We start from the raw sequence: 25,095 nt of genomic DNA, 5'->3' as shown, positions 1-25,095 counted from the left end.
TCCCTTCCGCACGCCCCGCATCGGGCTCCCGCCCGATCAAGGTCGTAGGTCTTCCGGCGGACTTCTTCCCGGGTTCCGCCCGGACGCTCCGGGAAAGAGAGTGCGCAACCTGACAAAGTCTGCGTTCGGCGTGCGCACGTGGAGAACGCAGAAAACTCCACTCAATTGTTCAGGTTTACCTGTGACTTGAGTCACAAGGGGCAGGAATTGTTGACCCTGTGTACCGAGTGGGCAGCGCGCTGTGATTCAGTGGCGGGGAAGCTGACACGACGATACGCCGATGAGAACCCTTGATTCGCTGCGAGGTACTCGGGGGGAGGGCGAGCATGGAGACCGAGTCGGAGCCTTACGTCCGTCTTGCGTCCCTGCGACAACTGCACCAGGTCATGGCCGACATGAACACGGCCCGCAGCCTGGCGGACACCCTGCAGACCGTCGCGGAGGGCGTCGTCGCCGCTCTCGGGTACGAGCTGGCGTGCGTGAACCTCGTCCGCCCCGACGGCGACCTCGTGGTCGCCGCCTTCGCCGGGAACCCCGCCGCCGAGGCGCTCATCACGGGCCGCGTCGGCTCCCGCGACTCCTGGGAACGCCGCCTCGGCATGGGCGAGCACTGGGGCGACCTGGTGTTCATACCGCACACCGAGGGCTGGGTCCTCGACGACGACGACGTCCCGCAGTGGTACACCGACGGCCCCGCCCCCCGCTTCGAGGACGAGTGGCACCCGGCCGACCGGCTCTTCGCGCCCATGTACGCGCCCGGACCGCAGGGCAGCGGGACGAGCGGCGAACTGGTCGGCGTGCTCTCCGTGGACCGGCCGCGCAACGGCCGCCGGCCCGGCGCCTGGGGCCGCGAGGCGCTCCAGATGTACGCCTTCCAGGCCGCCATCGCGATCAGCAACGCCCGGCTGCGGGCCAACATGCAGCGCGCCCTGGTCCGCCTGGAGCGCGAGCAGCAGGCGCTGCGGGCCAGCGAGGAGAGCTTCCGGCAGGCCTTCGAGTACGCCCCGTCCGGCATGGCCATCGCCGAGATGGGCGGCGACCAGCACGGCCGGATCCTGCGCACCAACGACGCCCTGTGCCGGCTGCTGGGCCGCCCCGCCTCCGCGATGCGCCGCTACTCCTTCTCCGACCTGGTCCACCCCGAGGACATAGGCACCCTGCTGCGGACCTCGGCGGAGGGCGGCCGCGCCGAGCTGCGCCTGGGCCGCCGGGACGGCACCTACGTCTGGGTCTCGCTGCGCAACAGCGTCGTCGCGGACGCCGCCGACGGCCCGCGCTTCCTGCTCACCCACGTCGAGGACATCGAGGAGCGCAAGCGCCGCGAGCTGCAGCTCGCCCACCGCGCCTCGCACGACTCGCTCACCGGCCTGCCGAACTCCGCCGAGCTGCGCTCCCGCCTCTCCGCGCGGCTGTGCCAGCGGGCCACGCCGCACTCGGTCGTCGCCGAGTCCCACGACGCGGCCTACGGCCACCCCGCCTTCGACGTGGTCGGCCCCGGCTTCGACTTCCGCCAGGGCGCCGAGCCGTACGACGCCTACGACCACCACGTGCACACCGTCGCCCCGGACGGCGACCACGACGACGGCACCAAGGGCCTCGCCGTGCTCTTCTGCGACCTCGACGGCTTCAAGTCGATCAACGACCGCTTCGGGCACAACGCGGGTGACGCGGTGCTCATCGAGGTCGCCCGGCGGCTCAGCAACGGCGTGCGCGACGGGGACACGGTCGCCCGGCTCGGGGGTGACGAATTCGTCATCCTCGCCGACGGGCTCGGCCGGGCCGACGCGCAGGACCTCGCGGTCCGCCTCCGCAGCGAGATCATCCAGCCCATCCGCGCCGAGGGGCGGGCCGTCCGGGTGGGCGCCAGCTTCGGCATCGGATGGGCACATTGTGGAATGACGGCGGACGAAGTGTTGAAGTCCGCTGACGAGCGGATGTACGTCGAGAAACGATCTCGTCCCAAACAACACAGACGCGCGGGGTGAACCCCAGGTCAGCGAGTTGATGCGGTCTGAGTCACCCGTTCGGGTCACTGGGAGCGGGTAGGCTCGCGTTCTCACGACCCGTACCGCACGCACCGCACCTGACTGAGGAGACCAAGGGATGACGCCCGGCAACAACGGCGCGAGCACGCCCGAGGACGACGACCCGTTCGGCTATCTCTACGCCGACGGGCAGGCCAACGGAGCCCAGCCGCCGTCCGGTGGTGGCTACGGCTACCCGAACTCCGTCAACCGGGTGCGGGCGGTCGGCACACGCCAGTACGGGCAGCAGCCGCAGCAGGCGCAGACGGCGCCCTACGGGCAGGTCCCGCAGCAGGGCGCGTACGGCCAGCCCAACGCGCACTACGCGGCGCCGGAGACGCTGCCGGGCGGTGCGCAGACCGCACAGCACGCGATGCCGGCGGGCGGCGGTGGCGGGCGGGGCCGCGGCCCCAACACCAAGGGCCTGCTGATCGGCGCGATCGCGGTGGTCGCCGCGGTCGTCATCGGCATCGGCGTGGCGATGGTGGGCGGTGACGACGACAAGGGCGAATCCGGCGACCAGGCGGGCACGACCCCGACGCAGTCCCAGAGCGCGGAGCCGACGCCGTCCACGACGAAGGCGGGCGAGAGCGAGGTCGAGCTGCCGACGATCGACGCGAAGGCGCTGCGGCTCGGCGGCGGTGCGACCCTCGCCCAGGACGTGCAGGGCGCCCAGTCCGACGGCGGCATCTACGTCGGCAACCTCAACCAGCCCGGCGCCTCGGTCACCTGGACCGTCAACGGCATCCCCAAGGACGGCCCGTACACCGTCTTCGCCCGTTACAGCACGGCGGACGAGGACCAGAAGATGACCCTCACCGTCAACGGCAAGCCGTTCGGCACCAAGCTGAACATGGGGAACTTCACCGGCGCCAAGGACGGCGACTTCGCCAAGGGCTGGACGAAGACCTACGCCTACCCGACCCTCAACAAGGGCACCAACACGATCACGGTCTCCTGCCAGGACGGCGACAAGTGCAACGTCCTGCTGGACCAGCTGTGGCTGAAGGCGGGCCAGGTCAAGGACTAGGGCCGGTCTCAGGCCGCGTCGGCCTCCCCGGACACTGCCACTCTCTGCAGCAACTCCTCGTACACCCCCCGGTCGAACTCCCCGGCCACCGGAGACTGGGCCGTCGCCGCCGACAGGGCCGTCGCCCGGGTCAGGCGGTCCGGCCACGGCAGGTGGTCGGCCAGTCCGGAGAGCAGGCCCGCCACCGCCGAGTCGCCCGCGCCCGTCGGGTTGCCCCGGACGGGGAGCGGCGGGGTGGCCCGCCAGCGGCCGTCGCGGGTGACCGCGAGGAGGCCCTCCGGGCCGAGGGACGCCACGACCGCGCCCGCGCCCCGGCGGCGGGCGTCCTGGGTGGCGCGCAGCGGCTCGTGGGAGCCGGTCAGTTCCGCCAGTTCGTCGGCGTTGGGCTTGATGATGTCCGGGCGGGCCGCGACCCCGCGCCGCAGGGGCTCGCCGCTGGTGTCGAGGAGGACCGGTATCCCGCGGGAGCGGGCCGTGCGGACCAGGCCCGCGTACGCCCCCACCGGCACGCCCGGCGGCAGGCTGCCGCACAGGGCCACCGCCGAGGCGGACGCCAGCAGGCCGGCGTAGGCGTCCTGGAAGGCCGACCACTCGGCCGGGGTGATCACCGGGCCCGGCTCGTTCAGCTGGGTCGTGTCGCCCGTCCGGTCGTCGACCACGGCTATCGTGCGGCGGGTCGTGCCCGAGACGGGGACCAGCGCGTCCGCCACCCCCGCGACCGCCGCGAGCTGCTCTCGCACGACCCGGCCCGTCGCCCCGCCCGTGAAACCGGTCACCGTCACCTCGTGGCCGAGCGCGGCGAGGACCCGGGCGACGTTGACGCCCTTGCCGCCGGGACGCTCCGTCACCTCGGAGACGCGGTGGGAGGCGTGCGGCCTGAGGGACCGTACGCGGTACGTGATGTCGAGAGCGGTGTTCAGTGTGACCGTGAGGATCACCTGTGCCGACCTCCCCCGATGTGCTTGCCGCCGTGAACCGTCCGAAGCCCGATCATGCCAAACAGACGGCGGTCGGCCCAGTCCCGGAGCCGGCCACCGTCTCCCGACTGCGGGACGGATCAGCCCAGTTGGGGACCGACCACCCATTCACCCCGGCGCATCACGCCCTTGAGTTCGTACGCGGAGTCCAGGAGCACCAGGTCGGCGGACTTCCCGGGCTCCAGTGAGCCGATCGTGTCGTCCATGCCGAGCAGGCGGGCCGGAGTCGCCGAGAGGGCCGTCACCGCGTCCTCGACGGAGAGGCCGTCGACGGTGACCGCGCGCTTGAACGCCCGGTCCAGGGTCAGGGTCGAGCCGGCGATCGTGCCGTCCGCGACCAGGCGGGCCACGCCGTCCGCGACCTCCACCTCCAGCGGGCCCAGCCAGTAGCGGCCGTCGCCGAAGCCGGCCGCGTCCATCGCGTCGGTGATGAACGCGACCCGGTCCGCCCCGGCGCGGTGGAACGCCAGCTGCAGCGCGGCCGGGTGCAGGTGCGTGCCGTCGTTGATCAGCTCGACGGTGATCCGGTCGTCCTCCAGCAGCGCCGCGATCGGGCCGGGGGAGCGGTGCCCGAGCGGCGGCATCGCGTTGAAGAGGTGGGTGGCGACGGTCGCGCCCGCGTCGATCGCCTCGACGGTCTGCTCGTACGTCGCGTCCGTGTGGCCGATCGCCGCGATCACACCGTGGTCGGCGAGGAGGCGTACGGAGTCGACGCCGCCGGGCCGTTCGGTGGCCAGCGTCAGCATCTTCGCCCGGCCCCGCGCCGCGTCGATCAGCTTGCGGACCTCCGCCGGGTCCGGGTCGCGCAGCAGTTCCTCGGAGTGCGCGCCCTTGCGGCAGGGGGAGATGAACGGGCCCTCGAAGTGGATGCCGGCGATCTCGCCCTGCTCGGCGAGTTCGCTCAGCAGTCCCGCGCGCCGGGCGAGGAAGTCCATGTCGCCGGTGACGGTGGAGGCGACCAGGGTGGTCGTGCCGTGCAGGCGGTGGGTGTGGATGCCCTTGAGGATGTCCTCGACCGAGCCGGAGGTGAAGGAGGCGCCGCCGCCGCCGTGGTTGTGCAGGTCGACGAAGCCGGGGACCACGTAGTGGCCGGTGACGTCGACGAACCGGGCGTTCTCCACGGCTGTGCGGCCGATGCGGGGGCCGTCGATGGTCAATCGGCCGCCTTCGACGGTTTCCGTGGGGAAGACCACCGTCCCGCCGGTGAGGACCGTGGGGCGTCCTGCCGTTGCGGGGTGCGGGTGCGTCGGGGCTGGTCGCGCGGTTCCCCGCGCCCCTGAGTCGGCTCCCATCAGGGCGTTACCTCCATGCGGTCGGTCGATGACAGAAGATCCCAGGCCAGTAGTCCGGCGCCCAGACATCCGGCCGCGTCCCCCAGCGCCGCGGGGACGATCGGCGGCTGTTTCTGGAAGGTGACGCGGCGGCTGACGGCTTCCCGCAGGGGCGTGAACAGGGTCTCGCCTGCCTCCGCCAGCCCGCCGCCGATGATCAGGACGCGCGGGTCCAGCAGGGTCAGGGCCGTCACCAGGCCGTCGGCCAGGGCGTCCACGGCCTGCTGCCAGACCGCGAGCGCCCGGGGGTCGCCGGCGTCCACCGCTTTCGCGCAGTCCGCCGCGTCGGCGCCCGGGGTGCCGGAGGCCGCCGCCCAGGCCTCGCTCACGGCCGCCGCCGAGGCGAAGCGCTCCAGGCAGCCGCGCTGCCCGCACGGGCACGACGTCCCGCCGGGGCGTACGACGACGTGGCCGATCTCGCCCGCGAAGCCGTGCGCGCCCGCCTCCACGCGGCCCTCGACCCCGATGGCGCCCGCGATGCCGGTGCCCAGCGCCACGAACAGGAACCGGTCCGCGCCCCGGCCCGCGCCCAGACGGCCCTCGGCGAGTCCGCCGGTGCGCACGTCGTGGCCGAGGGAGACCGGGACACCCAGCCTCCCGGCCAGCAGGTCGCGCAGGGGGACGTCGCGCCAGCCGAGGTTCGCCGCGTAGGCGGCGACGCCCTCCGCCTCGTCGACGATGCCCGGCACGGCCACGCCGGCGGCGGACGCGGGCGTGCCGAAGTGCTCGGCGCCGTACGCGCGCAGCTCGGCGGCGAAGTCGAGGATGCCCGCGACCACGGCCTCCGGGCCCCGCTCGCGGCCGGTGGCCCGGCGGGCCCGGTGCAGGACCTCGCCCCGCGGCCCGGCCAGGGCGGCCTTCATCCCGGTGCCGCCCACGTCGAGGGCGATGACATGTCTCACGGGGGACAGTGTGACCCGGGGACCCACAAGAGGTCTAGTCCACTCACGTGGTGTAGACCTTATTCCGACTATCGGAAACGTTTCGGCGGCGGCGACGCCAGGGTGGGGAAGAGCAGCGGTGCAGCGGCGGCGGATGGCAGGAACGATCGCGGCGGTGTCCGCACTGGGCATGACGGCGGTCCTCGGCGGCTGCGGCGTCACGGGCGGCTCCGCCGACGTGACCCTGAAACTGGTCGCCGCCGACTACGGCGACAGCGCGGCCGACAGCTCGCGGGAGTACTGGGACGAGCTCGTCGCGGAGTACGAGGCCGAGCACCCGGACGTGAGGATCGACGTCAGCGTCCACTCCTGGAACGACGTCGACCGCAAGGTCAAGGAGATGGTCGCCGCCGGTGACCCGCCGGACATGGCGCAGATCGGCGCGTACGCCGACTACGCGGACCGCGGCCTGCTCTACAAGGCGGACGAGCTGCTCTCCATACCCGTGCAGGCCGACTTCGTCGGGCAGCTGGCCTCCGCGGGGCAGGTCAAGGGCGTGCAGTACGGGATGCCGTTCGCCTCCTCCACGCGCGTGCTCTTCTACAACAAGGCCCTGTTCGCCGAGGCCGGCATCACCCCGCCCGAGACCTGGGACGACCTCGCCGAGAACGCCGCGGCGCTCAAGGCCGAGGGCGTGAAGTACCCCTACGCGCTGCCCCTCGGCCCGGAGGAGGCGCAGGCCGAGACCCTGCAGTGGATGCTCAGCGGCGGAGGCGGCTACACCGACAGCGTCGACAGCTACGGCATCGACTCCCCCGAGAACGTCGGCACCTTCGCCTGGCTGAAGGACGAGCTGGTCGGCAAGGACCTGACCGGGCCGGTCGCGCCGGGCGAGCTCAACCGGGCCGACGCGTTCGCCGCGTTCGCCGCCGGGCAGGTCGGCATGCTCAACGGACACCCCTCGCTGATGAAGGCGGCCGCCAGGAAGGGCGTGAAGTTCGGGATGGTGCCGACGCCGGGCAAGGACGGCGCCAGCCGCTCCACGCTCGGTGTCGCCGACTGGATGATGGCCTTCCGCGAGCACGGCCACCGCGACCAGATCGGCGACTTCCTCGACTTCGTCTACAGCGAGAAGAACGCGCTGGCCTTCTCCCGCCGGTACGACCTGCTGCCGGTCACCACCTCCGCGTCCGAGACCATGGCCGCCTCCGAGGAGGACCGCGCCCTGCGGCCGTTCCTGGAGGAGCTGCTGTCCTCCGAGCTGTACCCGGTCGGCAAGACCTCCTGGGCCGACGTCAGTGCCCGGATCAAGCAGCAGATCGGCAAGGCCGTCGCCCCCGGCGGCAGCCCCTCGGGCGTGCTGGGCCACCTCCAGACGGCGGCGGCCCGGGCGGAGAGCGCCGAGTAGCCGCGCTGTCGGTGCCAGGCGTTACGGTGCCGGACATGGACGAGCAGGGCGGCGGGGAAGGCCTCGGGCGGCGGGAGCGGGACATCCTGGCGCTCGAGCGCCGCGGCTTCCCCGGGCCGGGCGCGAAGGAACGGGCGATACGCGAGGAGCTGGGCCTGGCCCCCGTGCGCTACTACCAGCTGCTGAACGCCCTGCTGGACGACGCCCGGGCCCTGGCCCACGACCCGGTGACGGTGAACCGCCTGCGGCGGATACGGGAGCGGCGCCGGGCGGAACGCTGAGCGCCGCCGGGGGTGCCCGGGGGCGTGGGCGCGGGTGCGTCGTGGTCGCCCGCGCCCCGCGGCGAAGCCGCATGCCGACCTCGTCCCGCGCCCCTGGGTGTCTGCGCCCGCCGTTCCCGGAACCCCCGGAGACCCGGCCCCGGAACCGCTAGCCCAGCCGGTCCGCCAGGTCCCGCAGGAACCGCACCACGCCCTCCGGGCCGTCCACCACCACGTCCGCCCGCCGCCTCAGCTCGCTCACCTCGTCGCTGCCGCTGCACAGCAGCAGGCCCGGGGTGCCGTGCGCGCGCAGCTCGTCGACGGCGGAGAAGGCGGGCAGGTCGCCCAGGTCGTCGCCGCCGTAGAGGACCGAGCCGGCGCCGATCTCGCGGGCGAAGCCGGTCAGGGCGACGCCCTTGTCCACGCCGGGCGGGCGCAGTTCGAGGACCATGCGGCCGGGCTCGACGATCAGGCCGTGCCGGGCCGCCAGGGCGGTGAGCGGCTCGCGCAGGGCGTCGAAGGCGGCCTGCGGGTCGGGGGCCCGGCGGGTGTGCACGGCCACCGCCCGGCCCTTGTCCTCCACCCAGGTGCCGGTCCCCTCCAGCAGCGCGGGCAGCTCGGCGCGCACGGCCCCGACGCCCGGGTGCGGGTCGGGCGCGCTGACCTTGCCGCTGCGGGCGTCCCAGCGCTCGGCGCCGTAGTGCCCGAGGACGACCAGGTGCTCCAGGCCCGGGACGTCCGCGAACCCGCCGTTGCGCACGGCGACCTCGGCGGGCCGTCCGGTGACCACCGCGACGGCGGCGACCTTCGGCGCGAGCGCGGACAGCGCGCCCAGCGCCTCCGGATGGGCCCGGGCCTGCTCCGGATCGGCCACGATCGGCGCGAGCGTCCCGTCGAAGTCCAGCGCGACGAGGGCCTCGCCGGGCCGGGCGAGAAGCGCGGCGAGACCGTCCCGCCCGGCCTGCGTCACGGGTACGGGCAGCGGCTGCACTGCGTCGCTCATCCGCCGCTCAGCCCCTCAGCGCGTCGAGCTGGTCCAGGAACCACCGGGCCGGCGGCAGGGCCGTCGCCGCGGCCGCCAGGCGCTTGCCGCGGTCGGCGCGCTCCTCCGGGCGCATCGACAGGGCCTCGTGCAGGGCCGCCGCCGTGCCCGTGATGTCGTACGGGTTGACCGTGATCGCGTCCTCGCCGAGCTCCTCGTGCGCCCCGGCCTCCCGCGACAGCACCAGCGCGCAGCCCGCGTCGGAGACCACCGGGACCTCCTTGGCGACCAGGTTCATGCCGTCGCGGATGGGGTTGACGAGCGCCACGTCGGCCAGCCGGTAGGCGGCCAGCGAGCGGGCGAAGTCGTCCTTGACGTGCAGCACGACCGGCGTCCAGCCCGGCGTGCCGTACTCGGCGTTGATCTCGTCCGCGAGCCGCTGCACCTCCGCGGTGTAGTCCCGGTACACCGCGAGGTCCTGCCGCGAGGGGTAGGCGAAGGCGACGTGCACCACGTGCTCGCGCCACTCGGCGTGGGTCTCCAGCAGCCGCCGGTAGGCCAGCAGTCCGCGCACGATGTTCTTCGACAGCTCCGTGCGGTCGACCCGGACGATGGTGCGCCGGCCCTCGCCGATCTCCTCCCGGAGCGCGGCCATCCGCTCCTCGACGTCGCTCTCGTGCGCCCGCCGGCGCAGGAAGTCCGCGTCGGCGCCCAGCCCGTGCACGCCGATCCGCGTGCCGCCCAGCCCGCCCGCGAACCGCTCGGCGCACTCCGTGAACGCGTCCGCCCAGCGCTGCGTGAGGAAGCCCAGCCGGTCCGCGCCGAGCATGCCGCGCAGCACCTGCCCGGCCACGTCGTCCGGCAGCATCCGGAAGTACTCGGGCGGCGCCCAGGGCGTGTGCGAGAAATGACCGATGTGCAGGTCAGGGCGCAGCTCGCGGAGCATGCCCGGCACCAGCGTCAGGTGGTAGTCCTGCACCACGACCGCCGCGCCCTGCGCCGCCTCCTCGGCCAGCGCCTCGGCGAACGCCCGGTTGTACCGCTCGTAGGACGCCCACTGGCGCCGGAACTCCGCGTCGAAGACCGGCTCCAGGGGCGTCTGGTACAGCATGTGGTGGACGAACCACAGCACCGAGTTCGCGATGCCGTTGTAGGCGTCGGCGTGCACGTCGGCCGGGATGTCCAGCATCCGCACGCCGTCCTCGCCGACGCCCCGCCTCACCGCCTCCCGGTCGCCCTCGGACAGCGCCGAGCAGACCCACAGCGCGTCCGCGTCCGAGCCGATCGCGGACAGCCCCGAGACCAGCCCGCCGCCGCCCCGCTTGGCGTCCAGCGAACCGTCCTCACCGACCGTGTAGGAGACCGGACCCCGGTTGGAGGCCACCAGCACCCGTGCAGCACCGTACGTCGAAGCCATAGCCCTCAACCTAGCCCGGCCTGTAAACGCTCAAACGTACGGACCTGCGGCATCCGGCCGAAAACCACCCGGGTCACGCCGCCCGCCGCTCCTGGTACTCGGCGATCTCCACCATCGGCGGACGCTCCTCGGTGTCGACCGAGTACGTCCGCGGTTCGAAGCCGTCGCCGCCCCGCTCGAACTGCGTCAGGGACGGCCGGATCAGATGCCCGCGGGCCAGCCGCAGCTGCGCCGTGCGGTAGATCTCGGCGGCCATCCGGCCCAGCGCCTGCCCGTCCTGGTGCCGGTGCTTGCGCACCCCGATGTCCACCTGGGCGAGGGCGTCAAGGCCCACCAGGTGCAGGGCGTCCACCAGCATCCCCAGCTCGACGCCGTACCCGACGGGGAACGGGAGCTGCTCCAGCAGCGAGCGGCGGGCCGCGTACTCGCCGCCGAGCGGCTGCACGAAGCCGGCCAGCCGCGGCCAGTGCATGTTGAGCAGCGGGCGCGCCATCAGCTCGGTGACCCGGCCGCCCTGCCCGGCGGCGCCCCCGAGCGGGCGGTCGTACATGCCCTTCACCAGGGCCACGTCCGGCTCGGTGAGCAGCGGGCCCACGATCCCGGAGACGAAGTCGGACGAGAAGTCCCGCAGGTCGGCGTCGACGAAGCAGACGATGTCCCCGCGTGTGGCGAGCAGCGAGCGCCACAGCACCTCGCCCTTGCCGGGCACGGCCGGCAGGCGCGGGAGTATCGCGTCCCGGTGCACCACCGTCGCGCCCGCCGCGGCGGCCACCTCGGAGGTGCGGTCGGTCGATCCCGAGTCCACGACGACCAGCTCGTCGACCAGCGGGACCTGCAGCATCAGGTCGTGGCGGATCACGGCGGCGATGTCGCCGACCGTCTCCTCCTCGTTGAGCGCGGGCAGCACCACGCTGACCGTCTGGCCGGTGCGCTGCTTGGCGGCCAGGATCCGGTGGAGCGGGCGCTCGGTCGCGGACCAGGAACGGGTGCCCAGCCAGCGCTCGACTTCTTCCAGCACCGTGGCGGCTCCTTAGCGTTCTCTCGGCGGGACGGACTGTGAGCCATCTCGCGGTTCGGACGACTATCTCAACTGTCCTGGTCGTCGGTTACAGTCTTGAACAACGCGGATGACCATCGCATGTCAGGCGTCAACCGTTGTTAACAACCACATACAGCTCATCCAGAGGGGCAGAGGGATACGGCCCGATGAAGCCCCGGCAACCCTCCAGCCGGTTCTCGTAGGTCACTGGCGACCACCTCCGCGAGGCTCCCGGCTAGGGAAGGTGCCAAATCCGTCTCACGGCGAGATGCGTCGTGAGGAAGATGAGGAGAAAGGGCCTCGCCTCACATGGCTGTGCAGACTGTTGCAAGCACCACGAACTCCACCGTAGACCTCGGCCCGGCCGCCGCCCTGAGCTGCCGCGAGTGCGGTCACCGCGTGCCCCTCGGCCCGGTCTTCGCCTGCGAGGAGTGTTTCGGCCCGCTGGAGATCGCCTACGACTTCTCGGCCTACGACGCCGAGGAGCTGCGGAAGAAGATCGAGGCGGGCCCCGCGAACATCTGGCGCTACGCCCCGCTGCTGCCGGTCCCGGCCGACGTGGCGGACAAGCCGAACATCAACCCGGGCTGGACCAAGCTCGTCCAGGCCGACAACCTCGCGCGCGAGCTGGGCGTCGACGCCGGGAAGCTCTTCGTCAAGGACGACTCCGGCAACCCGACGCACTCCTTCAAGGACCGCGTCGTCGCACAGGCCCTGGAGGCGGCGCGCGCCTTCGGCTTCACCACCCTCTCCTGCTCCTCCACCGGCAACCTCGCCGGCGCGGTGGGCGCCGCGGCGGCCCGGGCCGGTTTCCGCTCGTGCGTGTTCATCCCGCACGACCTGGAGCAGGGCAAGGTCGTCATGGCCGCGGTCTACGGCGGCGAGCTCGTCGGCATCGAGGGCAACTACGACGACGTGAACCGCTTCTGCTCCGAGCTGATCGGCGACCCGGCCGGCGAGGGCTGGGGCTTCGTCAACGTCAACCTGCGGCCGTACTACGCGGAGGGCTCCAAGACGCTGGCGTACGAGATCTGCGAGCAGCTCGGCTGGCGGCTGCCCGACCAGCTCGTGGTGCCGATCGCCTCCGGCTCCCAGCTCACGAAGATCGACAAGGGCCTGCAGGAGCTGATCAAGCTCGGCCTGGTCGAGGACAAGCCGTACAAGATCTTCGGCGCGCAGGCCGAGGGCTGCTCGCCGGTGTCCACGGCGTTCAAGGCCGGTCACGACGTCGTGCGCCCCCAGAAGCCGGACACCATCGCCAAGTCCCTGGCGATCGGCAACCCGGCGGACGGGCCGTACGTGCTCGACATCGCGCGGCGCACGGGCGGTGCGGTGGAGGACGTGACGGACGAGCAGGTCGTCGACGCGATCAAGGTCCTCGCCCGGACCGAGGGGATCTTCGCGGAGACCGCCGGTGGCGTGACGGTGGGCGTGACGAGGAAGCTCATCGACGACGGAGTGCTGGATCCGTCGAAGACGACCGTGGTGCTGAACACCGGGGACGGTCTGAAGACGCTGGACGCGGTGGCCGGGACCGGTCTCACCGCGACCATTCGGCCCAGCCTGGAGTCGTTCCGGGACGCCGGACTCGTCTGATTCGTTGTTCGCTGCGGGCCGGTCGGGGCTGGTCGCGCCCACGCGCCGGAGCCGCATGTCGACACAGCCCCCGCGCCCCTGAGGGCGCGCCCCAGCCGTTGCTCAAGAAGAACCGGAGGACATGTCCGATGAGCGTCACCGTTCGCATCCCCACCATCCTGCGCACCTACACCGGCGGGCAGGCCGAGGTCGCCGCCGACGGGGCGACCCTGGGCGAGGTCATCGCCGACCTGGAGAAGAACCACACCGGGATCGCCGCCCGGGTGCTGGACGACCAGGGGAAGCTGCGCCGGTTCGTCAACGTCTACGTGAACGACGACGACGTGCGCTTCGAGCAGGGGCTGGAGACGGCCACGCCGGACGGCGCCGGAGTGTCGATCATCCCGGCCGTCGCCGGCGGCTGAACCGGCCGGCCGGGCTGATTGTTACCTTCAGTAACTCCGGTCACCGAGAGTGCATCGAATTGCCCCCTCCGTGAGAGAAGCGGAGGGGGCAATTCTGCGTGATTGAGCGCGGTAGAGTTGGGGAACACGGTCCTGATCCATTGATCGGAACCCTGAATTCCTGCCGCCTGCCCGACAAGATGTAGCCAAAGTGTGCGCGTCTTTCGCGGCTTTTGTTCCCTTTGTGTGGCCCGACTTGACCCGAATTCAGGCGAATTCTCCCCACATTCCGGACCCCTCACGTCCAGAATTCTCGTCCGATTGACCTGTTGCAGACGGCAGTTGGACAGATACATTCAGCCGCGGTCGACGCGTTCCGGCGCACGCCCCCAACCGTGGGGGGTGAGGTCTGACCCGGATCCGCGAAGTGTGGATCTGTGCAAGGGCCAGTAATAGGGGAGTTAGGCATGGCTCAGGGCACCGTCAAGTGGTTCAACGCGGAGAAGGGGTACGGCTTCATCGCGGTCGACGGTGGTGCGGATGTTTTCGTCCACTACAGCGCGATCCAGATGGACGGCTACCGCACCCTGGAAGAGGGCCAGCGGGTCGAGTTCGAAATCTCGCAGGGCCAGAAGGGCCCGCAGGCCGACATGGTTCGCGTCACTGCCTGAACGCGCACCACGACCAACGCACCAGCGACCGGTCTTCTCTGAAGGGCCCGCACCCCCCGGGGTGCGGGCCCTTCGGCCTGTTCGAAGGAGGTTCCGGGGGGTGTTCGCGGGTGGCTGACGCCCCGCCCGATCCCCGGGAGGCGCTTGCACTCGCCATGCCCGAGTGCTAATCATTGCGTTAGCACTCTGAAGGTGAGAGTGACAACGTAAGGACCGGGTCGGTGAGGCCACGGGCCGGGTGGGGCAAGGAACCACCGGGTCGGGGGCCGTCCGTCGCGGGCGCGGGCGCGGTCCGAAGTAATCACCCCCAGTCCTGGAGGGACCACTTCACATGGCCAAGATCATCGCGTTCGACGAGGAGGCGCGGCGCGGCCTCGAGCGCGGCATGAACCAGCTCGCGGACGCCGTCAAGGTGACGCTCGGCCCCAAGGGCCGCAACGTCGTCCTCGAGAAGAAGTGGGGCGCGCCCACGATCACCAACGACGGCGTGTCCATCGCCAAGGAGATCGAGCTCGAGGACCCGTACGAGAAGATCGGCGCCGAGCTGGTCAAGGAAGTCGCCAAGAAGACGGACGACGTCGCCGGTGACGGTACGACCACCGCGACCGTCCTCGCCCAGGCCCTGGTGCGCGAGGGTCTGCGCAACGTCGCCGCCGGCGCCAACCCGATGGCCCTCAAGCGCGGTATCGAGCGCGCCGTCGAGGCCGTCTCCGCCGCCCTGCTGGAGCAGGCGAAGGACGTCGAGACCAAGGAGCAGATCGCCTCCACGGCCTCCATCTCCGCCGCCGACACCCAGATCGGCGAGCTCATCGCCGAGGCCATGGACAAGGTCGGCAAGGAAGGCGTCATCACCGTCGAGGAGTCCCAGACCTTCGGTCTGGAGCTGGAGCTCACCGAGGGTATGCGCTTCGACAAGGGCTACATCTCGGCGTACTTCGCCACCGACATGGAGCGTATGGAGGCCGTCCTCGACGACCCGTACATCCTGATCGCGAACTCCAAGATCTCGAACGTCAAGGACCTGCTCCCGCTCCTGGAGAAGGTCATGCAGTCGGGCAAGCCGCTGCTGATCATCGCCGAGGACGTCGAGGGCGAGGCCCTGTCGACCCTGGTCGTCAACAAGATCCGCGGCACCTTCAAGTCGGTCGCCGTCAAGGCCCCGGGCTTCGGTGACCGCCGCAAGGCGATGCTGCAGGACATCGGCATCCTCACCGGCGGCGAGGTGATCTCCGAGGAGGTCGGCCTCAAGCTGGAGAACGCCACGCTGGACCTGCTGGGCCGCGCCCGCAAGGTCGTCATCACCAAGGACGAGACCACGATCGTCGACGGTGCCGGCTCCGCCGACCAGGTCCAGGGCCGGGTCAACCAGATCCGCGCCGAGATCGAGAACAGCGACTCGGACTACGACCGCGAGAAGCTGCAGGAGCGCCTGGCGAAGCTCGCCGGCGGCGTCGCGGTCATCAAGGCCGGTGCCGCCACCGAGGTGGAGCTCAAGGAGCGCAAGCACCGCATCGAGGACGCCGTGCGCAACGCCAAGGCGGCCGTCGAGGAGGGCATCGTCGCCGGTGGTGGCGTGGCCCTGCTGCAGGCCTCCCAGGTCTTCGAGAAGCTGGAGCTCGAGGGTGACGAGGCGACCGGCGCCAACGCCGTGAAGCTCGCGCTGGAGGCCCCGCTGAAGCAGATCGCCGTCAACGGTGGTCTCGAGGGCGGCGTCGTCGTGGAGAAGGTCCGCAACCTCCAGGTCGGCCACGGCCTGAACGCCGCGACCGGTGAGTACGTCGACATGATCGCCGAGGGCATCATCGACCCGGCGAAGGTGACCCGTTCCGCGCTGCAGAACGCCGCCTCCATCGCCGCGCTGTTCCTCACCACCGAGGCCGTCATCGCCGACAAGCCGGAGAAGGCCGCCGCGCCCGCCGGTGGCGGCATGCCGGGCGGTGACATGGACTTCTGATCGACCTGACGGTTGATCAACGTCCTTGCCGAGGGCGGCACTCCCTGTTCCGACAGGGGGTGCCGCCCTCGGGCGTGTCCGGGATCACAGGGCGCGGCGGGATGGCGGCACCGGGCCGGATGGTTGACTCGTGCATCGCATGCGTATGCACATACTGTCCGGTATCCGAAGGAGCCCCTCCGTGACCGTCGCCGCCTCCCGCGCCGCCGAAATCCTGTCCCGGCCCGTCTCACTGGGCGGTCTGACCGTCCCCAACCGGATCGCGATGGCGCCGATGACGCGCATGTTCTCCCCGGGCGGCATCCCCGGCGAGGACGTCGCCTCCTACTACGCGCGCCGCGCCGCCGCCGGAATCGGGCTGATCGTCACCGAGGGCACCTACGTCGGCCACGAGTCGGCCGGCGAGAGCGACCGCGTGCCGCGGTTCCACGGCGAGGAGCAGCTCGCGGGCTGGGCGAAGGTAGCCGAGGCGGTGCACGCCGCGGGCGGCACCATCGTGCCGCAGCTGTGGCACATCGGCATGGTCCGCAAGCCGGGCCGGCCGCCCGTCGCCGGCGCCCCGGCCGTCGGCCCCTCCGGGCTGCGCATCGGCGCCGACGAGCCCACCGGCAAGGCCATGACGCAGGCCGACGTCGACGCCGTGATCGGCGCGTTCGCCGAGGCCGCTGCCGCCGCCGAGCGCATCGGCTTCGACGGCGTGGAGATCCACGGCGCCCACGGCTACCTGCTCGACCAGTTCCTGTGGGAGGGCACCAACCGCCGCACCGACGCCTACGGCGGCGACCGGGTCGCCCGCGCCCGGTTCTCGGCGGAGATCGTCGCGGCCGTCCGCGCCGCCGTCTCCCCCGGCTTCCCCGTCATCTTCCGCTACTCGCAGTGGAAGCAGGAGGCCTACGACGCCCGCCTCGCCGAGACGCCCGAGGAGCTGGAGGCCATCCTCACCCCGCTCGCGGCCGCCGGCGTCGACGCCTTCCACGCCTCCACCCGCCGCTACTGGGTGCCGGAGTTCGACGACTCCGACCTGAACCTGGCCGGCTGGACCAAGAAGCTCACCGGCAAGCCCGCCATCACCGTCGGCTCCGTCGGCCTGAACGGCGACTTCATCAAGGCCTTCCAGGGCCAGGGCGCCGAGCTGGGCGACCTCGGCAACCTGCTGGACCGCTTCGAGCGCGACGAGTTCGACATGGTCGCCGTCGGCCGCGCCCTGCTGCAGGACCCGCAGTGGGCCGAGAAGGTCCTCGCCGGCCGCTTCGACGAACTGGCGCCCTACGACCCGGCGTCGCTGAAGACGCTCAGCTGACCGGGGCCCGCCCCGAAGTGCCTGGATCCGCTCGCGTCGGTCGACGAGACTGAACAAGCGCTTGTTGGACGGCACTTCGTGAGGAGACCCAGATGACGACGACCGAGTCCCGCCCTCCGGCGGGCGGCCCCTCCGAGCAGCCCGGGCCGGTGGTGCGCACCACCGCCGGTGCGGTGCGCGGGCGCCGTGAGGAGGGGCTCGCCGTCTTCCGCGGCATCCCCTTCGCCGCGCCCCCGGTGGGCGAGGCCCGCTTCGGGGCACCGCGCCCCGCCCGGGCCTGGGACGGCATACGGGAGGCGTACGCCTTCGGCCCGCCGCCCCCGCAGGACCTCGGCCTGATGGCCGGCCCGGGCCTGATCGACGTGCCCGAGGGCGACGACTGGCTCACCGTCAACGTCTGGACCCCCGACCCCGACCCGGCCGCCCGCCGCCCGGTGATGGTGTGGATCTACGGCGGCGCCTACCGGATCGGCCACGCCGGCAGCCCCGGCTACGACGCCCGGCGCATCGCCGCCGACGGCGACCTCGTGGTCGTGACCCTCAACTACCGCGTCGGCATGGAGGGGTTCGCCCACGTCGAGGGCGCGCCCGCCAACCGCGGCCTGCTCGACCAGGTGGCCGCGCTGGAGTGGGTCCAGGACAACATCGAGGCGTTCGGCGGCGACCCCGGGCAGGTCACCGTCTTCGGCGAGTCGGCGGGCGCCGGATCGGTCTCCTCGCTGCTCGTCATGGAGCGCGCGGCCGGGCTGTTCCGCCGGGCGATCGCCCAGAGCGTTCCGGGCCCGTACTTCTCCGACGCACTGGCAAGGGACATCGGCGGCGCCCTGGCCGCCGAGGTGGGGCTGCGGCCCACGGTCGCCGACCTGTCGACGGTGGACCCGCGCCGGCTGACGGCGGCGGGCGAGGCACTCGGCCCGAAGATGCCCCGGTACCTCGACCGCTGGGGCCAGGCGGCGCCCACGGTCACGCCCTTCGCCCCGGTCGTCGACGGCGAGGTCCTGACCAGCACGCCGTGGCAGGCGCTGCGCGCCGGTGCGGCCCGGGACATCGACCTGCTGGTCGGCCACAACCGCGACGAGTACCGCCTCTTCGTCGCCATGGCCGGGGAGCTGGGCCGGATCACCGAGGAGGGGGCGGCCTCGGCCCTGCGCGTCTTCGCCCCCGGCCCCGACGGCGCACAGGCCTACCGCACGGCCTTCCCCGGCGCCTCCCCGTCCGAGCTGTACGAGCGTGTCCAGTCGGACTGGCTGTTCGCCATGCCCTCCCTGCGCCTGGCCGAGGCGCAGCACGCGGGTGGCGGACGGGTCCACTTCTACGAGCTGACCTGGCCGGCCCCGGGCAGCGGCGGCGCGCTCGGCGCCTGCCACGGCCTGGACATCCCGCTGCTCTTCGGCACGTTCGGGGCGGACCTGGGCGCCCTGCTGTTCGCGGGCGCGGAGCCGTCCGGCGAGGCGCTGGCGCTGTCGTCCCGCTTCCGCTCCTCCTGGACGGCGTTCGCACGCACGGGCGACCCGGGCTGGCCGGCCTACGACCCCGAGGAGCGGCTGGTGCAGGTGCTGGACGCGGAGCCCGTGGTCACGGCCTACCCGGAGGAGGCCTCGCGGCTCCTGTGGGAGGGCCACGACTTCCCGCCGCTGCCGCTGCTGTAGGCGCCTACAGGTTCCCCATGGGCTCGATGTCGACCCGCACCGGCGTGCCCCACACCCGCAGCACCTCGTAGTCCGTGAACTCGTGCACCAGCCGGTACGCCATGGCGGCCCGGGGCGCCCGGCGCTGGGCGGCGATGTACAGCTCGGCCTCGCGGCGGTCCCGGCGCGGGGTGCCGCACAGCTGCCAGGTCTGGCCGTTCCACAGCTCCGGCAGCCAGCGCTGCTGGGGCTGGGGGCGGTCGCCGCGCACGCCGTAGCGTGACTGGACGGGCTCGGTCTGCGGCTGGTGCGGCGCGGGCCCGTTGAACTCGTCCCGGCGGGCCGACCGGCGCCGGGTCTCGCACAGCAGGCACAGGTCGGGGGCGCCCTCGTCGACCGGGCCGTTCGGATGCTCGGGGCACCGGGTGCTGGGCGCGGCGTTCGAGACGCTCTCCTCCAGCAGGTCCAGGGCTCGCCGCAGATCCGCCTTCACCTCGTGCAGCTTGGCGTCCGGGGTGTCGGCGGAGAGGGCTTCCCCGTGCTCACCGAGCAGACGGAGGGCACGGCCGAGGGCGGTCAGCTGGGCGTGGTTCATGGGTCCATTGTCGTCAGTCGGGGGAGTCCTTGCGTTCCTGGAAAAGAGGGCTCGAAAGCCGGGTCCCGAAGCTCAGGCCGTCTCGGCCTTGAGGTTCGCGACGAACGCGGCCCAGGCGGTGGCCCGGAACACGAGCTTCGGGCCGTGGGGGTTCTTGGAGTCGCGGACGGGGACGAATGGGGCGTGGTTGTCGGCTATCTCCAGGCAGTCGCCGCCGCTGCCGCCGCTGTAGCTGGATTTGTGCCAGGTGACCTCAGTGATGCTCCTCATGGGCGTAATCCTGCGCGATGCCCTCGATGAGGACCAGGGACTCCGCGGGAGAGAGGGCGCATGCCGTGAGGAGTTGGAAGGTGCGCCGTTGGTACCGGACGGTGGCCGGGTCGTCCTCCAGTCGTCCTGTGCCGACTCCCTCGAAGTACAGCAGCGGAGGGGCGTCCTCGAAGTCCATCAGCTTCATGGAGCCCTCCATCGAAGCGTGTGCGCCTGCTCCGAACGGCAGCACCTGCACGAGGACCCGGTTGCGGCGGGCCAGGCCGGCGACGTGGCGCAGCGCCTCCGCCATCACCTCGCGGCCGCCGGTCTGCCGGCGCAGCGCGGCCTCGTCGAGCACCGTCCACAACAAAGGGCTTGTTGGATCGTCGAGGAGGGCCGTCCTGTCCATCCGAGCCGCCACCAGTTCCTCGATCACCTCGGCCGGTGCCGTGGGCCGGTACGCACGGAACACGGCCCGTGCGTAGGCGGGCGTCTGCAGCAGCCCTGAGATCAGCAGCGGCGCGTACTGCCTGATCTCCGTCGCCTGGGCCTCCGCCTCCGCCGCCTCCGCGAAGTGCTCCGGATACTTCGACTTCGCCGCCGCCCCGCAGTGCCGCTGGAAGAAGTCCCCCGTCCCCAGTGCCTCGTCCAGCAGTCGCGCGTACTCCCGCTGCATCCGCCGTGTCCCGGCCTCCAGTTGGCCGATGAACGAGCCGCTCACGAACAGCCGCAGGCCCAGTTCCTCCTGGCTGAGGCCGGCCTTCTCGCGGGCGTGGCGGAGTTCGGCGCCCAGGAGGGCTCGCGGGGAGGAGGACGGGTCGAGGTCCCTGGGTCCGGGCATGGGCAACTCCCTGTCGCACAGGTGGGGTTGTTGGAACGCCGTGTATGGCCAGGTTAGGCATCGATCGGCCACGCTGTGTGGCGAATCGGCAACCCAGCGTGGAGGTGTGCAAGAGTGCGCTCGACCGAAGAGATCGTGGAGTCGCTGCGGGAAGCCCTCGGGCGGGTCGGGGTCGTGCTGCCGTCCCTGTGCGTCGACCCGGTCACGGCCGCGGGCAGCGAGCCGTTCGCCCTGGTCGACCTGGGGCGGTGCAACGTACGCACGGCGGAGCATCTGACCGACGTGCTGCGCGCGTTGCCCGTGGGGGAGACGTTGCGGGCCCGCGTGCGGCAGGTCAACCGGGAGGCGATGCCACGGTGAAGCAAGGGTGATCGCCGGGTGTACAACCATTCGCCCACCTCTGTCGTCGAACAGGCGTATCGCGCGTACAGCGGCGTACGCCCCACCGCACGCCATGTGGACGACACGTCCTCTCCCACCTCTTTCTCGTGTTCCTGTTCGCCGCGCTGCCCGTCTTCGCGCTGCTGCCGTCGCTGTGGGGTTTCGCCGTGGCCTCGGCCGTGACGTACGCCGCGGACGAGGTGCTGCACGCCCGTGCTCCCGCGTTCGTCCGGCGGCCCGGGCGCGACCGGATGGCACCCGAGCGCCGCGTCCTCAAGGAGTACGTCCTCGGCCCGGACCGCCCCACGTCCATGGAGCGGTTCAACGCGGCGGTCAACGCCCTCGCGGAGAAGGCGGCGGCGGAACAGGCCGAGCGGAACACGGACGCGGGTGCGAGGGCGGGGGCGGACGGGGAGCGGGCCGGGGCCGTGGTGGTCGCGCGGGTGCCGGAGCCGGCGTAGTACCGGGGCCGGCCTACCGGCGCGCCTCCAGGGCCGCCCGCAGGTGCCCGCCCGACTCCTCCAGCAGACGCGCCGCCGTCGGGCCGTCCACACCGGTCAGGAGCGTGAGGATGGCGTTCTTCACCTCGCCGTCGGTGGCGGTGAGGGCGCGCTCGATCTCCTCGTCGCCCGCGCCGGTGGCGAGGGCGACGATGCGGTGGGAGCGGGCGCGGAGCTTGTCGTTCGAGGCGCGGACGTCGACCATCAGGTTCCCGTAGGTCTTGCCGAGCCGGATCATCGTGATCGTCGAGATCATGTTGAGGACGAGCTTCTGGGCCGTGCCGGCCTTCAGGCGCGTGGAGCCGGTGAGGAGTTCGGGGCCGACGACGATCTCGATGCCGTGCTCGGCGGCGGCCGCCAGCGGGCTGCCCGCGTTGCAGGCGAGGCCGAGGGTGAGGCAGCCGCGGGTCCGGGCGTACTCGACGGCGCCGATGGCGTACGGCGTGCGGCCCGACGCGGAGATCCCGGCCACCGTGTCGTCGGGAGTCAGGGCGAGCGGCTCCAGGTCGGTCCGGGCCAGCTCGCGGGAGTCCTCCGCGCCCTCGACGGAGGTGACCACGGCCGCCGGGCCGCCCGCGATCAGGCCGACCACCCGGGAGGGGTCGGTGTTGAAGGTGGGCGGGCACTCCGAGGCGTCCAGCACGCCCAGCCGCCCGGCCGTGCCCGCGCCCGCGTACACCAGCCGGCCGCCCCGGGTCATCCGCTCCGCGACCGCGTCGATGGCGGCGGCGATCTCCGGCAGGCGGTCCGCGACCGCCCCCGCGACGGTGGCGTCCTCGCCGTTCATCAGCCGCGCGAGGTCGAGGGTGGGCAGCCGGTCGATGTCGGCGAGCTCCGGCCGGAAGGCCTCGGTCGTCAGGGACTCCAACTCGGTGCGCAGGTCACGGGGCTGGGAGGGGGAGGGCATGGACGGCTCTTTCCGTGTCTTTCCGGTGCTGGACGGGCGGCCGGCTCAGGGGCGGTGCCGGTGGGCCAGCGCCTCGTACGACGCCGAGAGCGCCGGCGCCGCCGACTCGTACGTCCGCTGGGCCACGCCCACGAACAGGCAGTCCACCACGAGGAGCTGACCGGTCCGGGACGACATGGCCGCGGGGCGCAGCTCGCTCTCGCGTGCGGTGGAGGTGGTCAGCACGTGGTCGGCGTACTGCGTGACCGGCCCGTCCGGGCGGCCGGTGATCGCCACCGTCGTCGCGCCGCGCTCGAAGGCGACCCGCAGCGGCTCGATCACGTCCCCCGTCGACCCCGAGTGCGTGATGGCGATCGCGACGTCGCCCGCGCGCAGTTGCACGGCGTTGGTGACGGCCAGGTGCGGGTCGCTGTGCGCGTGCGCCACCATCCCTATGCGCAGCAGCTTCTGCGTGAGGTCCTGCGCGACCAGCCCCGACGCCCCGACCCCGTACACGTCGGTGCGGCGGGCGGTGGTCAGGGCGGTGACGGCCGCGCCCAGCTGGACCGTGTCCAGGCCGGCGGCGGTGTCGGCGAGGGTCTGCTGCTCGTCGTAGGCCAGCTTGGCGACCACGTCGGCGATCGGGTCGTCCACCGCGATGTCCGTCGTGATGGCCGGGGCCCGGCCGGACTGCTGCTGCGCGGCGAGGCCGGCGAGGGCCAGGCGCAGGTCCCGGTAACCCGGATAGCCCAGCAGCCGCGCGGTGCGTACGACGGTCGCCTCGCTGGTGCCCGTCAGCTCGGCGAGGCCGGTGACCGTGAGGGCCGCGCAGCCGGCGGGGTCGCCCGCCACCGCCTCGGCGACGCGCTGCATCGAGCGGGTCATCGACGGGGCGAGCGTGCGGACCTTGGCCGCGAGGGCGGCGGGGGCGGGCGGGGTGCCGACGGTTCCGGCCGGGCCGCCGCGATCGCTGGCGAAAATTTCCTTCACTCTGCGGGTCACCTCTGAAAGATATTTTCGGCTCGGCGTCGCGGTCAAGAGTGCGCACAATGGGGGCATGGACCCCATCAGCCCTCTGGAGCAGACGCTGCACGCCGCGCGCGCCCTCGTGCTGGCCGACCTCGTCGCCGGACGTGTCGCGGACGCGGACGTCGTGGATCTCGTCGAGGAGTCCGTGACCCAGCGGCGGTGGTGGGTCGAGCAGTGGCCGGAGGGCGCGCCCTATGTGGCCGGGCTCGTCGCGCAGGACGTCCAGGACGCGCTGCTGGAGCGGTACGGACGCTGGCCGCTGTGCCCGGTGTGCGGCACCGGCGAACCGCACGCGCTGGACGTGGAACCGGAGTTGGGCCCCGACCCGCACTGGGTGTGCAGCGAGGCGGGCGTGAAGGTCGCTGCGGTCGGGTCGCTGAGCGAGGCCCTGGGCGGTCCGGCCTCCTCGTGATCTACATCGACCCGCCCGCCTGGCCCGGCCACGGCCGTATGTGGTCCCACCTGATCAGCGACGTCTCCTACGACGAGCTGCACCGGTTCGCCGAGCGCCTCGGCGTGCCCCGCCGCGCCTTCGAACGCGACCACTACGACATCCCCGCCCAGCGCTACGAGGACGTGGTGCGGGCCGGGGCGGTGGAGGTCAGCAGCCGCGAGGTGGTGCGGCTGCTGTACGGGGCGGGGCTGCGCCGGCGCAAGGGCGGGCACCGGGCGGATCAGGCGCGGGACGGCCGCAGTTCGTAGGCCGTCTGCTCGGGATCCTCGCCGGCGACCCGGAAACCGGCGCGGGTGAGGACGTTGTGCGACGGCCGGTTGCCCCGCTCGACGTGGGCGACGACGGTCCGCACCTCGTCGCGGTCCAGCGCCCAGCCGGACAGCGCGCGCAGCGCCTCCGTGGCGTACCCGTGGCCGCGGGCGCCCTCGACGAGGTCGTAGCCGACCTCCACCCGGCCCGACTCGTCCGGGACGCCGTGGAAGCCCATGGCCCCGACCGCGCGGCCGTCCTCCCGGCGGACCAGCACGTACATGCCCCACTCCGGCCGGTGGACGCCGTCCTCGTACTGCTTGTACACGAGTCCGGCGCCGACCCGGGTGCCCTCGATCGGCCCGCCCTCGATCCACTCGAAGCCGCCGTCGCCGACCGTGGAGAGGTCGGTGGCCGCCGCTGGGGTGACGCCCTGGAGAGTGAGCCGTTCGGTCCCGATCACCAGGTTGTTGCTCCACCGCCACGCGGTGACGGGGGCACGCCCGGGCAGCTCACCGCGCCCGGTGGCCCACAGCAGGGTCCGCCACGGCGTCGGCCCCGGCTGGACGTGCGGGAAGATCCGGGTGAGCACGAAGCCGCACAGCTCGGCGTCCGCCTCGTACCGCACGCCGAGGCCCTCGGCGATGTCGTGCGTGTGCAGCAGCAGCTCGGCCACGCCCATCGCGGCGAACCCCTCCCGGTTCGCGCTGCGGAACGGGTACGGGTGGAAGGCCCGCACCTCGCGCGGCGTGGTCCGCACCGCGGCGGCGAGCAGCGCGCCCGTCGTGCTGATCACCCGCAGCGCGTCCGCGTTGCCGGCCCCCTCCTCCAGCGAGATCTCGAACGGGGTGTACCCCTCGGTCTCCCGCCCCGCCAACTGCCCCGCATAGGCGATCAGATCGTCGGCGATGTGCACCGCCGTCTCCCGGCAGCTCCACTCCAGCCGCCCGGCCCGCACCCCTTCCCAGTCCCGGCCGGTCACCGCCCCCAGCACCCCGACGCACTCGGCGACGGCCCGCTCCACCTG

The 25,095-nt window shown here is 72.4% G+C and carries 25 protein-coding genes, 1 pseudogene and 1 riboswitch; of the genes and pseudogenes, 14 read left to right on the top strand and 12 right to left on the bottom strand.

Annotated features, from left to right (window positions below; translation table 11 throughout):
- The first annotated feature begins 326 nt into the window (after nt 1-326).
- On the top strand, nt 327-1,985 hold the full coding sequence (gene cdgB / locus ABZY20_RS14355) for a diguanylate cyclase CdgB (protein WP_356441428.1): 1,659 nt from the start codon (nt 327-329) through the stop codon (nt 1,983-1,985).
- A gap of 118 nt (nt 1,986-2,103) precedes the next feature.
- Nucleotides 2,104-3,054: a carbohydrate-binding protein gene (locus ABZY20_RS14350; RefSeq protein WP_356441425.1), complete on the top strand. Its 951-nt coding sequence runs from the start codon at nt 2,104-2,106 to the stop codon at nt 3,052-3,054.
- Nucleotides 3,055-3,062: 8 nt separating this feature from the next.
- Here the strand turns inward: ABZY20_RS14350 and ABZY20_RS14345 are convergent, their stop codons facing one another.
- From ABZY20_RS14345 to ABZY20_RS14335, 3 genes are all read right to left on the bottom strand, one after another.
- The gene (locus ABZY20_RS14345) at nt 3,063-3,992 is read right to left on the bottom strand and encodes a 1-phosphofructokinase family hexose kinase (protein ID WP_356441422.1); all 930 of its coding nucleotides are present in this window, start codon (nt 3,990-3,992) and stop codon (nt 3,063-3,065) included.
- A 119-nt stretch (nt 3,993-4,111) separates the two neighbouring features.
- Nucleotides 4,112-5,323, bottom strand: coding sequence for an N-acetylglucosamine-6-phosphate deacetylase (gene nagA / locus ABZY20_RS14340; RefSeq protein WP_356441420.1), 1,212 nt, complete (start codon nt 5,321-5,323; stop codon nt 4,112-4,114).
- Nucleotides 5,323-6,264, bottom strand: coding sequence for an ROK family protein (locus tag ABZY20_RS14335; protein ID WP_356441418.1), 942 nt, complete (start codon nt 6,262-6,264; stop codon nt 5,323-5,325). The genes nagA and ABZY20_RS14335 overlap by 1 nt, the downstream gene beginning before the upstream one ends.
- 133 nt (nt 6,265-6,397) lie before the next feature.
- Here ABZY20_RS14335 and ABZY20_RS14330 point away from each other — a divergent pair, with 133 nt between their 5' ends.
- Nucleotides 6,398-7,651: an extracellular solute-binding protein gene (locus ABZY20_RS14330; RefSeq protein WP_356441416.1), complete on the top strand. Its 1,254-nt coding sequence runs from the start codon at nt 6,398-6,400 to the stop codon at nt 7,649-7,651.
- Nucleotides 7,652-7,686: 35 nt separating this feature from the next.
- On the top strand, nt 7,687-7,932 hold the full coding sequence (locus ABZY20_RS14325; RefSeq protein WP_356441414.1) for a DUF3263 domain-containing protein: 246 nt from the start codon (nt 7,687-7,689) through the stop codon (nt 7,930-7,932).
- A 148-nt stretch (nt 7,933-8,080) separates the two neighbouring features.
- Here the strand turns inward: ABZY20_RS14325 and otsB are convergent, their stop codons facing one another.
- The 3 genes from otsB to ABZY20_RS14310 form a co-directional block, all read right to left on the bottom strand.
- A complete protein-coding gene (gene otsB, locus ABZY20_RS14320; protein ID WP_356441412.1) occupies nt 8,081-8,914 on the bottom strand; it encodes a trehalose-phosphatase in 834 nt (277 codons plus the stop codon).
- A gap of 7 nt (nt 8,915-8,921) precedes the next feature.
- Nucleotides 8,922-10,310: a trehalose-6-phosphate synthase gene (locus tag ABZY20_RS14315; RefSeq protein WP_356441409.1), complete on the bottom strand. Its 1,389-nt coding sequence runs from the start codon at nt 10,308-10,310 to the stop codon at nt 8,922-8,924.
- Nucleotides 10,311-10,383: 73 nt separating this feature from the next.
- Nucleotides 10,384-11,328, bottom strand: coding sequence for a glucosyl-3-phosphoglycerate synthase (locus ABZY20_RS14310; protein WP_356441407.1), 945 nt, complete (start codon nt 11,326-11,328; stop codon nt 10,384-10,386).
- A gap of 155 nt (nt 11,329-11,483) precedes the next feature.
- A riboswitch (SAM riboswitch) is annotated at nt 11,484-11,640 on the top strand.
- Between the two features lie 18 nt (nt 11,641-11,658).
- On the opposite strand from ABZY20_RS14310, the gene thrC reads away from it, so the two are divergent.
- The 6 genes from thrC (at nt 11,659) to ABZY20_RS14280 (ending at nt 18,902) form a co-directional block, all read left to right on the top strand.
- Nucleotides 11,659-12,945: a threonine synthase gene (gene thrC, locus ABZY20_RS14305; protein ID WP_356441404.1), complete on the top strand. Its 1,287-nt coding sequence runs from the start codon at nt 11,659-11,661 to the stop codon at nt 12,943-12,945.
- A gap of 128 nt (nt 12,946-13,073) precedes the next feature.
- The gene (locus ABZY20_RS14300) at nt 13,074-13,349 is read left to right on the top strand and encodes a ubiquitin-like small modifier protein 1 (RefSeq protein ID WP_037670105.1); all 276 of its coding nucleotides are present in this window, start codon (nt 13,074-13,076) and stop codon (nt 13,347-13,349) included.
- 446 nt (nt 13,350-13,795) lie between these two features.
- On the top strand, nt 13,796-13,999 hold the full coding sequence (locus ABZY20_RS14295) for a cold-shock protein (RefSeq protein WP_004986573.1): 204 nt from the start codon (nt 13,796-13,798) through the stop codon (nt 13,997-13,999).
- Between the two features lie 331 nt (nt 14,000-14,330).
- On the top strand, nt 14,331-15,953 hold the full coding sequence (gene groL / locus ABZY20_RS14290) for a chaperonin GroEL (protein WP_356441400.1): 1,623 nt from the start codon (nt 14,331-14,333) through the stop codon (nt 15,951-15,953).
- A 145-nt stretch (nt 15,954-16,098) separates the two neighbouring features.
- The gene (locus ABZY20_RS14285) at nt 16,099-17,253 is read left to right on the top strand and encodes an NADH:flavin oxidoreductase (RefSeq protein WP_356441724.1); all 1,155 of its coding nucleotides are present in this window, start codon (nt 16,099-16,101) and stop codon (nt 17,251-17,253) included.
- A gap of 92 nt (nt 17,254-17,345) precedes the next feature.
- Nucleotides 17,346-18,902: a carboxylesterase family protein gene (locus ABZY20_RS14280; protein WP_356441397.1), complete on the top strand. Its 1,557-nt coding sequence runs from the start codon at nt 17,346-17,348 to the stop codon at nt 18,900-18,902.
- A gap of 4 nt (nt 18,903-18,906) precedes the next feature.
- On the opposite strand, the gene ABZY20_RS14275 is transcribed toward ABZY20_RS14280, so the two are convergent.
- From ABZY20_RS14275 to ABZY20_RS14265, 3 genes are all read right to left on the bottom strand, one after another.
- Nucleotides 18,907-19,476 carry a hypothetical protein gene (locus ABZY20_RS14275; protein ID WP_356441394.1) on the bottom strand — a complete coding sequence of 190 codons (570 nt, stop codon included), beginning with the start codon at nt 19,474-19,476 and terminating at the stop codon, nt 18,907-18,909.
- A gap of 72 nt (nt 19,477-19,548) precedes the next feature.
- On the bottom strand, nt 19,549-19,746 hold the full coding sequence (locus ABZY20_RS14270; protein ID WP_356441391.1) for a DUF397 domain-containing protein: 198 nt from the start codon (nt 19,744-19,746) through the stop codon (nt 19,549-19,551).
- On the bottom strand, nt 19,730-20,569 hold the full coding sequence (locus tag ABZY20_RS14265) for a helix-turn-helix transcriptional regulator (protein ID WP_356441388.1): 840 nt from the start codon (nt 20,567-20,569) through the stop codon (nt 19,730-19,732). The genes ABZY20_RS14270 and ABZY20_RS14265 overlap by 17 nt, the downstream gene beginning before the upstream one ends.
- Before the next feature lie 114 nt (nt 20,570-20,683).
- On the opposite strand from ABZY20_RS14265, the gene ABZY20_RS14260 reads away from it, so the two are divergent.
- Entirely contained in the window at nt 20,684-20,929 is a 246-nt protein-coding gene (locus tag ABZY20_RS14260; protein ID WP_356441385.1) for a hypothetical protein, read from the top strand.
- A 266-nt stretch (nt 20,930-21,195) separates the two neighbouring features.
- Nucleotides 21,196-21,411, top strand: a pseudogene (locus tag ABZY20_RS14255) (hypothetical protein); the annotation flags it as partial.
- 13 nt (nt 21,412-21,424) lie between these two features.
- On the opposite strand, the gene murQ reads toward ABZY20_RS14255, so the two are convergent.
- The gene (gene murQ, locus ABZY20_RS14250; RefSeq protein WP_356441383.1) at nt 21,425-22,357 is read right to left on the bottom strand and encodes an N-acetylmuramic acid 6-phosphate etherase; all 933 of its coding nucleotides are present in this window, start codon (nt 22,355-22,357) and stop codon (nt 21,425-21,427) included.
- Nucleotides 22,358-22,402: 45 nt separating this feature from the next.
- Nucleotides 22,403-23,338: a MurR/RpiR family transcriptional regulator gene (locus ABZY20_RS14245; protein ID WP_356441380.1), complete on the bottom strand. Its 936-nt coding sequence runs from the start codon at nt 23,336-23,338 to the stop codon at nt 22,403-22,405.
- 55 nt (nt 23,339-23,393) lie between these two features.
- Here ABZY20_RS14245 and ABZY20_RS14240 point away from each other — a divergent pair, with 55 nt between their 5' ends.
- Together ABZY20_RS14240 and ABZY20_RS14235 are read left to right on the top strand one after the other, a co-directional pair.
- A complete protein-coding gene (locus ABZY20_RS14240; RefSeq protein ID WP_356441377.1) occupies nt 23,394-23,777 on the top strand; it encodes a hypothetical protein in 384 nt (127 codons plus the stop codon).
- Nucleotides 23,774-24,067: a DUF4031 domain-containing protein gene (locus ABZY20_RS14235; RefSeq protein ID WP_356441376.1), complete on the top strand. Its 294-nt coding sequence runs from the start codon at nt 23,774-23,776 to the stop codon at nt 24,065-24,067. Before ABZY20_RS14240 ends, ABZY20_RS14235 begins: the two co-directional genes overlap by 4 nt.
- On the opposite strand, the gene ABZY20_RS14230 is transcribed toward ABZY20_RS14235, so the two are convergent.
- On the bottom strand, nt 24,040-25,092 hold the full coding sequence (locus ABZY20_RS14230) for a GNAT family N-acetyltransferase (protein ID WP_356441722.1): 1,053 nt from the start codon (nt 25,090-25,092) through the stop codon (nt 24,040-24,042). The two genes, ABZY20_RS14235 and ABZY20_RS14230, sit on opposite strands and share 28 nt — an antisense overlap.
- Nucleotides 25,093-25,095 lie beyond the last annotated feature (3 nt).

This window comes from Streptomyces sp. NPDC006624, from assembly GCF_040611555.1.
GTDB lineage: Bacteria > Actinomycetota > Actinomycetes > Streptomycetales > Streptomycetaceae > Streptomyces.
Note: the sequence above shows the minus strand (reverse complement) of the source record. Positions and strands in the feature narration are given on the sequence as shown.